General features: G+C 34.1%; 12 protein-coding genes. 3 read left to right on the forward strand and 9 right to left on the reverse strand.

Features of this window, described 5'->3' with window-relative positions; all coding sequences use genetic code 11:
* The first annotated feature begins 5 nt into the window (after nt 1-5).
* On the forward strand, nt 6-1037 hold the full coding sequence (locus AC2DZ0_RS12335; RefSeq protein WP_484642097.1) for a substrate-binding domain-containing protein: 1032 nt from the start codon (nt 6-8) through the stop codon (nt 1035-1037).
* A 6-nt stretch (nt 1038-1043) separates the two neighbouring features.
* Here AC2DZ0_RS12335 and AC2DZ0_RS12340 read toward each other — a convergent pair whose 3' ends face one another.
* The 3 genes from AC2DZ0_RS12340 to AC2DZ0_RS12350 form a co-directional block, all read right to left on the reverse strand.
* Nucleotides 1044-2474: a rubredoxin gene (locus tag AC2DZ0_RS12340; RefSeq protein ID WP_484490360.1), complete on the reverse strand. Its 1431-nt coding sequence runs from the start codon at nt 2472-2474 to the stop codon at nt 1044-1046.
* Nucleotides 2475-2494: 20 nt separating this feature from the next.
* Nucleotides 2495-6025, reverse strand: a complete 3531-nt coding sequence (locus AC2DZ0_RS12345; RefSeq protein ID WP_484642099.1) for a molybdopterin-dependent oxidoreductase — start codon at nt 6023-6025, stop codon at nt 2495-2497.
* 202 nt (nt 6026-6227) lie between these two features.
* On the reverse strand, nt 6228-6890 hold the full coding sequence (locus tag AC2DZ0_RS12350) for a response regulator (protein WP_484490362.1): 663 nt from the start codon (nt 6888-6890) through the stop codon (nt 6228-6230).
* A gap of 414 nt (nt 6891-7304) precedes the next feature.
* Here AC2DZ0_RS12350 and AC2DZ0_RS12355 point away from each other — a divergent pair, with 414 nt between their 5' ends.
* Nucleotides 7305-8753 (forward strand): MFS transporter, encoded by a 1449-nt coding sequence (locus AC2DZ0_RS12355; protein ID WP_484642101.1) that lies wholly within the window; start codon nt 7305-7307, stop codon nt 8751-8753.
* A gap of 66 nt (nt 8754-8819) precedes the next feature.
* Here the strand turns inward: AC2DZ0_RS12355 and AC2DZ0_RS12360 are convergent, their stop codons facing one another.
* The 6 genes from AC2DZ0_RS12360 to AC2DZ0_RS12385 are packed head-to-tail and all read right to left on the reverse strand — an operon-like array spanning nt 8820 to nt 12837.
* Nucleotides 8820-9533, reverse strand: coding sequence for a cytochrome c3 family protein (locus AC2DZ0_RS12360; RefSeq protein WP_484642102.1), 714 nt, complete (start codon nt 9531-9533; stop codon nt 8820-8822).
* Nucleotides 9534-9535: 2 nt separating this feature from the next.
* The gene (locus AC2DZ0_RS12365) at nt 9536-10567 is read right to left on the reverse strand and encodes a 2Fe-2S iron-sulfur cluster-binding protein (protein WP_484642104.1); all 1032 of its coding nucleotides are present in this window, start codon (nt 10565-10567) and stop codon (nt 9536-9538) included.
* An 11-nt stretch (nt 10568-10578) separates the two neighbouring features.
* Nucleotides 10579-11058, reverse strand: coding sequence for a hypothetical protein (locus AC2DZ0_RS12370; RefSeq protein ID WP_484642105.1), 480 nt, complete (start codon nt 11056-11058; stop codon nt 10579-10581).
* Between the two features lie 11 nt (nt 11059-11069).
* On the reverse strand, nt 11070-11876 hold the full coding sequence (locus tag AC2DZ0_RS12375; protein WP_484642107.1) for a c-type heme family protein: 807 nt from the start codon (nt 11874-11876) through the stop codon (nt 11070-11072).
* 33 nt (nt 11877-11909) lie between these two features.
* Nucleotides 11910-12395 carry a globin family protein gene (locus tag AC2DZ0_RS12380; RefSeq protein WP_484642109.1) on the reverse strand — a complete coding sequence of 162 codons (486 nt, stop codon included), beginning with the start codon at nt 12393-12395 and terminating at the stop codon, nt 11910-11912.
* 34 nt (nt 12396-12429) lie between these two features.
* A complete protein-coding gene (locus AC2DZ0_RS12385) occupies nt 12430-12837 on the reverse strand; it encodes a globin domain-containing protein (RefSeq protein WP_484490369.1) in 408 nt (135 codons plus the stop codon).
* A gap of 153 nt (nt 12838-12990) precedes the next feature.
* Between AC2DZ0_RS12385 and AC2DZ0_RS12390 the strand changes: the two genes are divergently transcribed.
* The gene (locus AC2DZ0_RS12390) at nt 12991-13497 is read left to right on the forward strand and encodes a TlpA family protein disulfide reductase (protein ID WP_484642111.1); all 507 of its coding nucleotides are present in this window, start codon (nt 12991-12993) and stop codon (nt 13495-13497) included.
* Nucleotides 13498-13553 lie beyond the last annotated feature (56 nt).

The following is a 13553-nucleotide window of genomic DNA, read 5'->3' on the forward strand; positions in this document are numbered from 1 at the left end:
GTTCTATGATAACAATTAAAGAAATAGCAGCTTTAGCCCAAGTCTCGCCCGGAACGGTAGATAGGGTTATTCATAATAGGCCAGGTGTGTCAAAAAAAACAGCAGAGCGTATTAAAAGCTTATTGAAGGAGCATCAGTTTAAATTAAATGATGTTGCAAGTAAATTGGCTAACAGAAAAAAATTTCAATTAGCTACTTTACTGCCTAAATTTGATGCACAAAATGCCTTTTGGAAATCACCTTATATGGGGGTCTTGAAGGGAAAAGAAGAGGTAGGTTTTTATGGTATTCAGACCTCAAATTTTCAGTTCGATCAATTCGACGCAGCTTCCTATTTAGCTCAATTTGATGCGTTAATTGAAAGTAAACCAGATGCTGTTATAGTGGCACCTATTTTTAAAAACGAAACGGAAAGAATAGTTGCGAAAATGGACAAGGAGGATATACCTTATATTTTTTTAAACATAGATATTGAGGGGCATAATAATTTGAGTTACATTGGGCAAAATTCAATCAAAAGTGGTAAGCTAGCGGCCAAATTAATGGATTTATGTTCTCGAGAAGAAGATGAGTTTTTAATAGTAAAAGTTAGAAAGAACATCAATAATTACACAGCGATATCGGAAAGGATTTCAGGTTTTTCAGGTTATTTTAAAGAGATTAACTCTACGACTACGATTCATAGTTTGACTTTTAATTCTTTAGAGGATAGAGAATTGTTGACAAAGGAGATAGGTGCATTTTTTAGAATGAACTCCAAAATAAGAGGGGTGTATATGCCTTCTAGTCAGATTGCTTCTTTGGTAGCTTGTTTTTCAAATGAAAAGTTGAATCAACTTTCTGTAATTGGGCATGATACTACTGAACAAAATTTAGCGGCATTAAATGAGGACAAGGTTTCGTTCTTGATTTCTCAGAAGTCTTTCAATCAGGGATATGACGCTATAGCAGTGATGTCTGATTTTTTGTTACAGCATAAAATTCCTGTAAAAAAAATATATTCTCCTTTAGAGATAATCACCAAGGAGAATATATAAGATTTATTAGATGTAGGCTACTTCAAATTTTTCCTTAGCCGTCTCGCAAACACTACAAACATAGCTGTCTGGTAGGTCTTCGAAAGCTGTGTTAGGAGTTATGTTTACACTAGTGTCTCCAAGTTTGCTATCATATATAGTCATGCAATCTGGGCATTGGTGTACTGCTGTTTTTTGAGATACAATTTTCTTTGCCTTTTTGTCTTCTTTTTCTTGAGGCGTGTCTCCTAATTGGTCAAAATACATTTTACTCAACTCCATTAATAACCCTGGAAGTTCTATTTTATCTACATCTTGAGCATAGACAATATAGTCTTGGGTATTTGGATTAAAGTTTTTTGAGTACAAGACGTTGAACGTTGGGCGAACTTGGAAGTTTTTTACAATAGACGGTGTTTTGTTTTTTTCTACCATTGCCGTCGTAAAGTAGGCTTTGTTCTCACCAAAATTACTTATACCAAAGGTCATCCCGTAGGTGCTAATGTCATTTTGATCAAAACTCTTTACAATGAATTTTTTTAAATCAAGGGCAGTTTCATCTGCAACTGGGATATGCCAATTCATTTCCAAAGATGAGTGTCTAACGTTGATACCTCTTTTCCCAAGAAATTTTTCAAGTGTTAGTTTATCTTCTTTGTAAATACCCTTTACAATAAAAGATTTCCATGAAGTAATACATATTTTTCCAACTTTATGATCTAAACAGAAATCAGAGAAGTCCTTGAGGAATTTTAAATCATATTTATTATTTCTCCAATATAGACCCAACCAATATCTGTTGATCCCCATTTTGTTCATTCCTTCATAATAAGGAAATGGTTCGTAAGGAATTTCTAAATCCTTTTCTATGGTTCTATTGTTAGTCTCGAGATTTGCATTTACAAGATCAAATAATTCTTCAACATCATCGGCATCTGTGTGTATTTCTTCAATCTCTTTGGAGATTTTATGTATGTCAAAAGTGAAAATGAGAACTGGGTAAAATACAGCTTCTTCCCAGTGCGGTAATTTTAAATTTAGGTACCAATAGTCCTCATGTTCAGAAGCAATAAAATTCAATTCACCGCTAAACAAAGGAACAAGCTGTTGTTTAGGGTCTGTAATATTGATTTTTAGTTTTGGATTGTATCGAAAATTCTCTAATATGTAAAGATACTTTACCCCGTTTAACCAAGGTGTATTTTTAAAAATATCTGAAGAAACATAAGAACAAACTATGTTTTGATTTTGTGCATCGGTAACAGAAGCCATAGTCAGGTCAGGAAACTGATCTAAAATAGACTTGTTTGTTTCCGTTACAGGAAAGTTAATGTCTTGACGTGAACCAAAAGATATGTCGTCTAAACCTAATGCTTCTGCAAGTTCAATTACTCTTTTCAGTTCACCAGGTGATAAAACACCACCTTTAATGAAAATACGTTGTAATTCGTTTGTCATGATTTTATCTTTTAAGTGGCTTATGCCAATTGTGTTTGTGTTACTTCTTTTAAAATATCTCTAACTTCAGGTTTACAGCTTCCACAACCTAGTCCTGCTCCAGTAGATTTGCAAAGAGCTGTAAATTCAGTGCAACCACCTTTAATAGCTTCTTCTAAGTTTCCTTCACCAACTTGACTACAAGAACAAATAAGTTTTCCGATTACAGGGACCGAGTTACTTTGTCCTCTTAAAAGCTCTTCTCTTTTGTCAGATAATTCTGTACGATCTTCAATTAAACTTTTGAATTCTGCAAATTCACTTTTGTCACCCATCATTACGGCTCCAACCAATTTATCGTCTTTAACGATACATCTTTTGTAGAAACTTTTACTCACATCCATCAATAATATTTCTTGATAGCTAGGGTCGTTTTCAGGATATTCAATATTTCCAATACTACAAAGATCAAGGTCTTCAAATTTTAAAATATTCATTAAAACGGAACCTTTGTAAGTACTATTTAGGTCTCCTAAAATAAATTTGGCTGCGATGTCGGCTTGTTGCTCAGCGGCAGACGTAATTCCAAATAGATTGTTGTTGAATTGTGCGATTTCTCCCATTGCAAAAATATTAGGGTCGCTAGTTTGTAAATATTGATTTACCACAACACCTCTCTGAGAGGTAAGTTTACATGATCTTGCTAATTCAATATTTGGAATTGTACCAATTGCATATACTATAGCATTAGCAGTAATCGTTTTTCCTGTTTTTAAATTGATTGATAAAGAGTTGATTTCATCATCTTCAAACACCGTGTTTACTTCGTTATCAAAATAAGTTTGAATACCTCTTTCTTGTACGTCTTGCGCTAGTAGTCTACTGGCAACTCTATCTAATTGACGTTCCATTAATCTTGAGGCTCTTTGAACGATAGTGATGTTAACACCTCTTTTATTCAAGGCTGCAGCTAATTCAAGACCTAATAAACCACCTCCAACAATAACAACATGTTGTTGGTTGAAAGGCAATCCTGTTTGATCTAAGTAGTTTTTAAGACCATCAGCGTCTGCTTTGTTACGCATGGTGAATCTACCAGGTAAATCCAATTGTGCATCTTTAGGTACAAAGGCTCTACTTCCAGTAGCCATGATCAGTACGTCATAGTTGTGGGTCTTATCATTGCTATCAGTAATGGTTTTGTTTTCTCTGTCAATAGCAGTAATTGAAGTGCTGGCGTGTAATTTTACTTTTAATTTGTCAAGTTCTCCTTTTTTGATTTTTTGAAGCTCTTCCCAGGTCATTTCCTCACTCACATACTCTGGTAAAAGTACCCTGTTGTAAAAAGGAGTTGGTTCCATAGAGAAAACTTCTAGATCATCAGTTTCATTATTTTCTCTATAAGTTTGAACGAATCTATACGCGGCCGCACCACCACCAATAACGCATATTTTCTGTTTTTCTTTTTTGTATTTAGATACCTGAACCGCACAATATTTAAAGTCAGGTTCCTTAGATATAGGATCAATTAAATTATTGGTTAGGTTGTTTGCTCTACCGTGGTCACTGTTTAATAGTTTACCGAAATGCATTGGCATAAACACAACACCAGTTCTGATATCATAGTTGATTTGAACGGTAACTCTAACTTCACCTCTGGTGTTTTTAACAACTACAATATCTCCTTCCTTAAGGTTTCTGTTGTGGGCATCCACACCATTCATCTCAAGATAAGGCTTTTCTATATGTGTCAACAAACGTTGTACTTTACCTGTTTTGGTTCTTGTGTGCCACTGATCTCTAATTCTTCCGGTGTTTAGGATAAGTGGGTAATTAGTACTGGTTTGTTCTGATTTGTTTTCCGTATTTGTAGGGATGTTAAATGCAGCTCTTTCTGTTGGTGTGTCAAATTTATGGTCTGTATACAATCTAGCAGTTCCTTTATGTGTGCTATGCGGAACAGGCCATTGCATGGTTCCTTCTTCAATAAGCCTGGCATGAGAAAGTCCAGATACATCAATATTTGTTCCTTTTGTTAAAAGACAATGTTCATCATAAACTTCACTTACTGTTTTGTAGTTAAAACCTGGGAAGTCCATTTTTTGAGCGAATCTCCAAAGTATTTCTGCATCGGGAAGTGCTTCTCCTGGTGCATCTATTCCTTTAGGTAAATAGCTTACACGTCTTTCTGAGTTGGTCATGGTTCCTTCTTTTTCTAACCAACCAGCAGCTGGTAGAAGAAGATCTGCAAATTCTGCGGTTTCAGAGTTGTGAGATATATCTTGAACTACCACAAATTTTGCTTTTTTCAAAGCGCGTTCAACTTTGTTTGAATCAGGCAAACTAACTACTGGATTTGTACAGATAATCCAAATAGCCTTAAGCTTTCCGCTATCAAGAGCATCGAACATTTCGGTTGCTGTAAGACCTGGTTTTTCTGATATAGGTTTTGAACCCCAAAACTCAGCTACATCTTGTCTGTCCTTAGCACTTGCTAGGTTTTTATGAGCAGCCAAAAGGTTTGCCATTCCTCCAACTTCTCGACCTCCCATTGCATTCGGTTGTCCAGTTAAAGAGAAAGGTCCAGAACCTGGTTTTCCGATATGCCCGGTTAAAAGAGAGATGTTTAAAAGCGATACATTTTTATCAACACCAATAACGCTTTGGTTTAATCCCATGGTCCACATGGAAATGAATCCTTTAGCGTTTCCAATATATTGAGCCGCTAATTTTAGATCAGACAAAGAGATACCGCAAATTTTGGCAGCATCTGCCAATGATGTTTCTGAAACTGCTTTTTTCAGAGCTTCATAGTTGTTTGTATGTTCTTTTATAAATTTAGAGTCTACTCTTTTTTTATCAATTAACCTTTTTGCGATGGCATTATTTAAAACAACATCAGTACCTGGTAAAATTTGTAAATGTAAATCTGCAATAGCACAAGTTTGTGTTTTTCTTGGATCTACAACTATTATTTTCGTGTTTGGGTTTTCTTCTTTATGCTTTTCGAGTCTTCTAAAAAGAATAGGATGACACCAAGCTGGGTTAGCCCCGGTAATTAAAAAAGTATCAGCAATCTCAATATCATCATAGGCAATAGGCACATTATCGTCTCCGATTGTCTTTTTATATCCAACAACAGCAGAACTCATACATAAACGTGAGTTTGTGTCTATATTGTTTGTCCCAATAAATCCTTTGGTAAGTTTATTTACGAGGTAGTATTCTTCAGTTAAACATTGGCCTGATACATAAAAACCAACGCTATCAGGTCCGTGTTTTTTTATGATGCTTTTGAAAACAGAGGCAGCTCTATCAAGCCCTGTATCCCAACTAACCTTTTTCATTGGATGGTCCTTGCTCCATCTCATTTCAGGATATTTGATTCTGTCAGACATGTCCTGTGCAACATAATGTAAATTCATACCTTTTGAACAAAGCATTCCTTTGTTTGTAGGATGATCAGGATCTCCTTTAACTTTTAAGGTTCCATCATGGTTTTTATCTACAATTATACCACAGCTTACACCGCAATATGAACAGGTAGTTTTATAGGATTTTGATATTGACATATATATATGTTTTTTCTCAGTTTATAACATTCTACCAAAGTAGAATTTGCATCAGTATTGTTTAAAGTCTTAAAAGCTTTGAAATACTTACTTATGCAAAGTTACAAAATTACGTAGAAATACGTAGCTGAATACGTAATTTTTATCTAAATAGGAATATCTGATAAAATCCTTGCTAATTTTATGATAATTGGCAGGTTTATTAAGAAAAGCCTAATTCTTTGGCCTTAGAAGAGAGTTCAATTAAGTTTTTTACATTCAATTTTTTCATTAAATTGAATCGGTGTGTCTCAATAGTACGCTTACTTTTACCTAAGCTATCAGATATTTCTGTGTTGGTTCTTCCTGAAAGAATGAGTTGTAAAATCTCAACTTCTTTTTTTGTTAATCCGTGACTGCTAGAGGGGGCAGCAGGTTTTTTAGGAGTGCTTGTTGCATTTTGTAGAAAGTTAGAAACAATCACATTAGAGATGTCTCCGCTAAAATATTTACCTCCTTTAGAAATGGTATTGATTGCCTTTATAAATTCAGGTTTGCCAGTATCTTTTAACAAATAACCGCTTGCTCCTGCCTTGATTGATTTTAAGATATATTCTTCAGAATCATGCATTGACAGAACAATAGCTTTTGTGTCTGGTGCATATTTATGCAGGTGACCTACAGCTTCAATACCATCCATGATCGGCATTCGAACATCGATTATTAAAAGGTCTGGCTGTAATTCTTTTGCAAGATCTAAAGCTTCTTGGCCATTGGCTGCTTCACCAATAACTGTCAGAGAATCTTCTTCTTCTAGCAAAGATTTAATACCATTTCTTACTAATAAATGATCATCTGCTAATAGGATTTTGATAGATTTTTCCACGGTCATACAATTTTATTTCTGATACAAATATAAGTCAAGTTCTGAGTATTTTAAAATATAATACGTATAAATTTAAGTAGTTAACGCAGGTTTTGGTTGATAATACCAGCAACGGTTGTTGGTTTTTGGATTTAAAAATGAGAAATTATTTTCTTTTTTTACTTGATAACTAGGCTTTTTGCTTGTGTTCTTTTTTCTCTAAAAGAGGCATTTTTATGAGTTAGATGTTGTTTGTAATCGGGTGTTGTAAGGTTTGAATATAGATTTTAGCAGAAACAAATATGATAAAACTCATAAATAAATACGTATTAATACTTAGATTCGTCTATTAATACGTATGTTTGCATCTTTCTAAATAAAAAAACTATAATGGAACAGGCATTCAATTTAAAGAAATCAAACAAAGTGCTTTTTATGAACACTTTTGCGTTTACCATATGTTTTGCCGTATGGATGTTAAATGCCGTATTGGTAACATTTTTAGTAGACAACCAAATATTCGATTGGACTTCTATTGAAATAGGTTGGTTGATTGGGATTCCGGTTTTAACTGGGGCTGTAATGCGATTGCCGGCAGGAATTTTAACGGATAAGTTTGGTGGGAAACCGGTTTTTACCGTGCTCCTTATTTTATGTGCTATTCCAATGTTTATGTTATCATTCGTAGATTCCTTTTTTGCCTATGCTTTATGTAGTTTGGGTTTTGGATTAGCAGGTACTAGTTTTGCTGTGGGAATAGCCTTTTCATCGGTTTGGTATCCTAAAGATATGCAGGGTACGGCATTAGGAGTATTTGGTGCTGGTAATGCTGGTGCTGCCATTACAACTCTAGTAGGGCCAAAATTATTGTTTTATTTAACCGATGGGAAAACAAATTTAGAGGGATGGAGAACATTTCCTAAGATATATGCTGCCGTATTAGTGATAACTGCCTTATTATTTTTCTTTTTAACAGAAAATAAAAAATCAACCGCGGCTAAAAAAACGTTGAAAGGACAATTGCAACCATTGAAAAATATCAGAGTTTGGAGATTTGGTTTGTACTATTTCTTAGTTTTTGGTTGTTTTGTTGCTTTTGCCGGATGGTTAGTGCCTTATTATACAAATGTTTATCATCTTGATTTAGTTACTGCTGGTATTTTAGCTTCTTGTTTTTCATTGCCTTCGGGGTTGATTAGAGCTGCTGGAGGATGGATGTCTGATAAATGGGGTGCAAGAAAAGTAATGTATTGGGTGTTAGGATCTACTGTGGTGGTAAGTATTATGTTAGTCATTCCAAAAATGGATATTTATGCTGATGGAAAGGGAGTGGTTTCTAAGCAAGCAGGGGTGGTTACAGAAGTAACTGGTGCGTATGTGAAGGTTGAAGATCAGGTCTATAAAATTGCTGAGAAAACTGATGGTTTTGATCAGGTTGATAATGAGATTCATATCCTGCCGATCAAAGAAACTTGGCAAGAAGCATTGGTGAAAGTAGGAGATAAAGTTGATAAAAAGCAATTGATAATTAAAGGTAGTACCCATATATATTTTCAAGCTAACATTTGGATATTTGCTATTCTTAGTATTATTATTGGTTCTATCTGGGGGATTGGAAAAGCAGCGGTATATAAGCATATTCCAGATTATTTTCCGAACGAAGTTGGTGTTGTTGGAGGAATGGTAGGTGTTCTAGGAGGTTTAGGTGGTTTTATTTGTCCTATTTTATTTGGGTATCTGCTGAAAGGTACTGGACTGTGGTCTAGTAGTTGGTTGTTGATGTTTTTCCTCGGAACAATTTGTTTGATTTGGATGCATAACGTGATCCAGAATATGATGAATAAAGAGGCTCCTAAATCAGCAGATAAATTTGAAAATTCATAAAAATAAATAGTAAATTTTAAGTGGTTTTATATTTACTGCCGAAGTAAGAAATTACTTCGGCTTTTTTTATTTTAAATATTTAGCAATCCATTCCTTTTCGGAAAGAGCTGTGAATTTTTTTTGAGCACTATATGGATCTTTACCACCGTTGAAATAGGCCTTTAAACTTGCTGTAGAAATAGTATCCTGCATTTTTTCCGGAACTTTATATTCATGATTTCCATGAAAATCATGACATTGTAAACAGGTATCCCATGCTTTGTTTTTTATTAAAGCGGTATGCGAAGTATCTAAAGGATCATTTGTAACAGTTAGGTCTTCATGACAGTTCATACAGTAATTGGTTTTTTTGATAGTGACCCTTTTACCATTATGTTCAGAGTGACACGTATTACAATCTGCACTGTTTACTTTTTCAACTGCTTTTCTAAATTTGGGTTCTAAAAATCTATGCGTTGGATGTCGATCGTTATCTCTATCATGGCAGGCTAAACATTTTTTAGTTTCCACATCAATAGAACCGAACTCAGTTGCATTTTCTCTTAGTCCCATTCCATACTGCATGTTTGATTGTACTTGTTGCCAAAGAGTTCCTTCGGCATCTGAATGGCACGTATTGCAAGAGAATTCTTCGTGTCCAGTGTTCATAGGTCCAATACTCACATAGTTTTCATTTGATTTTAGGGTAAGTAAAAAAAACAGAATTCCTCCAATAAGGAAACCGGATAGAATTCCTATTGTTTGTCTTTGACGTAAGGGGTTGATTTGAAATTTTGACATGTTTAACTAGGAATTTCGATGGTAACTTTTTCTGTCTCGGGGTAGGCAACACAAGTTAATAGTTTACCGTTTTTTACTTCTTCTTCCGGTAATAAATGCCCTTTCATTAATGATATTTGTCCTGATGAACACTCCGCTTTACAGGAACTGCACATTCCTGATCTGCAGGAATAGGGAATTACTATGTTGTTTGACATAGCACCTTGGAGAATAGTTTTATTTCCTGGGATTTTTATGTGATGTAATTTTCCTTTGTAATTTATAGTCACATCACTAACTAAATTTTTACGATCGATTTTTAGTTTTGGAGGTTTGAATGCTTCAATGTGAATTTTACCTGGAGAAATTCCGTTCGATTTTAAAATTTCTTTGGTGTTGTTCATATAACCAGCAGGTCCACAAATCATGTATTTATGTTCTTCAGAAAAGCTAACTTCGTGTTTTAAGAAAATTTCTTCAACAATTTCATTTGTGATAAATCCAGAATAATGTTTCGTACTAGAGCTATCACTCAAAATGTGTTCTAGTTGAAATCGATCAGAATGTTTTAATTGTAATGCTTCAAGTTCTTTTTGGAAAATAATATTCTCCAAGTTTTTATTTGCATAGACCATGATTACTTTAGAATCGGGCTCTTCACTCAGCACTGATTTTAAAATAGAAAACACAGGTGTTATTCCGCTACCTGCGGCAAAAAGTAAATATTGTTTTTTGTTTTTTTTATCAGGTTCAATAAAAAAACTACCCATAGGCTTTTCTATGGCAATTTTCTCTCCTTTTTTTATCTCGTTATTGAGGTAGTTTGAAATAAGTCCTTTTTCAACTTTTTTTACTGTGATTCTTAAATCCGAATCCGTGTAAGGATTGCTGCTAAAGGAATAGGCTCTTTTTTCTTCAACTCCGTTTAAGGGAATTTTTAGGGTCAAAAATTGACCTGGTTTGTATTTTATTTTGTTGAAAAAACGATTGTTTTTGAAACACACGGTTACCGCTTCATCCGTTTCTTTGATAATATTTGTGATGGTTAACTTCATGAAATTATTTCTTATTTATAGTAGAATACAGTTCCCATATGAAAGAAAAGTAAAACGGTAATACACATAGATATGGCAACATGCCCAATCATCCAACCTTTGAAAATCCAATTTTTGGTTGACTTAATTACGTCCAGATTCAAAGTTCCTAAAAGAACATTGACTAAGAATAAATAGCAGAATAGCGCTAAATATCCAAAACCGAATCTAGTACTGTGTAAATACAACAAAATAGGACTAAGCACCCCAATCCATTTATGGATATTGTTAATTATTGCAGCTTTAGACTGAAATTTTGGAATGATTCTGCTAAAGGTTAAAAACCATTGAATCAAAATAAAAAGAGCCATTACTAAACCAGACCATCTTTTATACATCTCTTGTTGTTGTAAAAGCTCAAGAGATGTAATTTTGATTTGAAATATTTCTTGTATTAAATAAATACAGAAAAGACTACTACCAAGTATGGTTATGTATTTTGATTGTTTCAAGGGAGTATAATTTATTTTAATAAAACGGCCATGGTTTCAGCTGAAGCTAATTCGCGCACACTGTCCAAGAATACTTCTGGAGTTGGTAAATATTTTCCACCGGCAGAAGGCCATTTTTCTCCAATTACTGGTTTTTCACTTGATTTGAAAGCGGCAATTTCAGCTAGATAATCTTTGTATACAGCTTTTGTACCATTTCTGTAGGCTTTAAGTACTGCAATTGTTGCATCATAACTTAAAGAGTCTGTTGGATATTGCCATGTAGTAGCTCCCATTACGTCACCCAATTTCCAATCACTTTTTGTTGTTTGTTCGTGTTTGTTATGACATGAGACACAAGCTCCAGCTCCGGCTACATCTGCAAACATTGCTGTGTATATTTTTTGATCTTCATCATAAAAATGCTGTGGTTTTCTGTCTTTTTTAATTTGTTTAAATAATTCACCTTGTTTTCCTTCAAATTTATTGGCTTTGTTGATAGGGAAATCAGATCCTAAATACAGTCCGAGTGGAACTTCACTTTTTCTGATGTCGTTGGCAATTCCTCTCAAGAATAAAGCAGGTAATGGTCCAGCTTCAACATCTTTTTTTTGCCAATCTTCATCAAATTTTAAACCTTGTTTTTTCCCGGCTCCTACAATCGCTTTGGTGTAAAGTGTTCTGGTGATGTCATTTTCTTTTGAGACCATTTCTAGAACTTCTGCAACAGAAAATTCTAATTTTTCTTTAACGGCTGTTTTGCTTTTTTCTGGAACACCACCACAAGAGATTAAAAATGCTGGAAAACTTATTATAAAAGTGTAAATTAATTTTTTCATATGTTGTTGATTTTGGGGGTTGATATGTTAATTTTATTCGTATGCAGCTTCAATCATGACACCTGCCATAACTGTGTAAACTTTGGTCCATGCTTCTTTTACTTCCGGAGTGAAAGCATCTCCAAGTCCAGCCTCTAGCGTTCCTAATAGAGCAGCACCAACGGTATCGTAGTGTGATTTTTCAACTTTATAAGCAACATGTCTTTTACCAAGATCTTGCAATACTGGAATCAACTTGTCTAAAGCAGAAAGCCCTGCTACAGCACTTGCAAGCATGGTCATAAGTTTGTTCCCTTGTTCGGCCATAGCTCCTTCTTTTTTTGTAGGGAAAAGAGGTTTTAGCTTAGGGTCAAGTTCAAAAAGTTTGGTATAAAAAATTTCAGCAGCGGCTGGTGCAATTGGTTTGACTAATTCAAAAGAATCTTGAACTAACTTTGTTGTGATTAAGTCAATTGGTGCTTCTTCAACTGCTATGTCTTGTTCGGGTTTATTGAAAAGGTTTTTGAAAATTTTTAACATGATAATTGTTTTTTTAGAGTTCGTATGAATTGAATTATAATTGAATCGATTGTGAAATTTTTTGGAAATATTGAAACCAAGCTAGTTCTACTTCTAACGTAAAATCTTCTTGAAGACTATTTGATAGAGACGCCATAAATGCTGTTCCAATAAAATCAAAGAATGTTGGTTTTAATTTTTTTGCACGTACAACTTTTCCAAGGTTGTAAAGAATTGGTTTTAGTTGTTGAAAGTTGTCGAGATAAGAGATGGTTGTTTTAAGAATATTCATAAAAAAGGCGCTTAGCTCTTCCATGGATTCGTTAGTGTTGCTTGAATAAAATCCTTTTAAATTCGGGTCAAGTTCTAACAGACGATCATAAAAATAGGTCGCAGTTCCTTGTCCGTGTGGCTTTAATTTTTTAAAAGATAATTGAACGATATTTATGGTGTTGGTTTCCATTATAGAATGTGAAAGCGTGGTTTTAATTATGTATTTTTATACTTGTAAAATTAAATCGAATGGATGATTTGTTTTATGAGATGTAACAAGTGAAAATGTCTTTTTATTCAATTTTTATCCGATAAGAATGCTTATAATTTTCTGATAAATAGCATGTTTTTATTTCTAAATGGTTGCTGTAGAGTAGAGGTAAGTTTTAATTTTTATGATAGTAATATGGAAAGAAGTAACCTAGGGTTCACTGAGATTATGGTGCAAGAATTTTCAGGGAAAGCAATTAATTTGTTAGAGAAGTATAAAGGTGCCCCCTTGTTACTGTTGTTTTATAATAATCAATGTTTAGGGTGTACCGGTCGAGCGATTCCTCTGGCATATGAGTTCAGTTTAGAATTTACTGAATTACAAGTTATCGGAATTCATTCTAACTTTTCAGAAGGAAATATTACGGAGAAAGAGATCAGGAGTATTTTTACTTCAAGTGATTTACCCTTTCCAATATATGTAGATAAAAATCACGAATTGTATGACTTTTTTAATGCTGAAGGTACTCCTCATTGGATTTTGGTTGAAAAAAGCGGTAAGGTGTTTCGGTCAATATTTGGGTCACAAAGCAATTCTAAAAATAGATTGTTTTATGCTTTAGAAAGTCTAGTTTCTTAAAATTAAAGCAAAAAAAAACCGCTTCTAAAAGCGGTTTTTTATGGTTTGATTTCTAT

The organism is Flavicella sp. IMCC45668, from assembly GCF_057219105.1.

Coding starts and splice junctions, on each gene's coding strand:
- AC2DZ0_RS12340 (WP_484490360.1), bottom strand. CDS start 2,474: ATGACAAACGAATTACAACGTATTTTCATTAAAGGTGGTGTTTTATCA.
- AC2DZ0_RS12380 (WP_484642109.1), bottom strand. CDS start 12,395: ATGTTAAAAATTTTCAAAAACCTTTTCAATAAACCCGAACAAGACATA.
- AC2DZ0_RS12355 (WP_484642101.1), top strand. CDS start 7,305: ATGAACACTTTTGCGTTTACCATATGTTTTGCCGTATGGATGTTAAAT.
- AC2DZ0_RS12365 (WP_484642104.1), bottom strand. CDS start 10,567: ATGAAGTTAACCATCACAAATATTATCAAAGAAACGGATGAAGCGGTA.
- AC2DZ0_RS12390 (WP_484642111.1), top strand. CDS start 12,991: ATGTTTTTATTTCTAAATGGTTGCTGTAGAGTAGAGGTAAGTTTTAAT.
- AC2DZ0_RS12360 (WP_484642102.1), bottom strand. CDS start 9,533: ATGTCAAAATTTCAAATCAACCCCTTACGTCAAAGACAAACAATAGGA.
- AC2DZ0_RS12375 (WP_484642107.1), bottom strand. CDS start 11,876: ATGAAAAAATTAATTTACACTTTTATAATAAGTTTTCCAGCATTTTTA.
- AC2DZ0_RS12345 (WP_484642099.1), bottom strand. CDS start 6,025: ATGTCAATATCAAAATCCTATAAAACTACCTGTTCATATTGCGGTGTA.
- AC2DZ0_RS12335 (WP_484642097.1), top strand. CDS start 6: ATGATAACAATTAAAGAAATAGCAGCTTTAGCCCAAGTCTCGCCCGGA.
- AC2DZ0_RS12385 (WP_484490369.1), bottom strand. CDS start 12,837: ATGGAAACCAACACCATAAATATCGTTCAATTATCTTTTAAAAAATTA.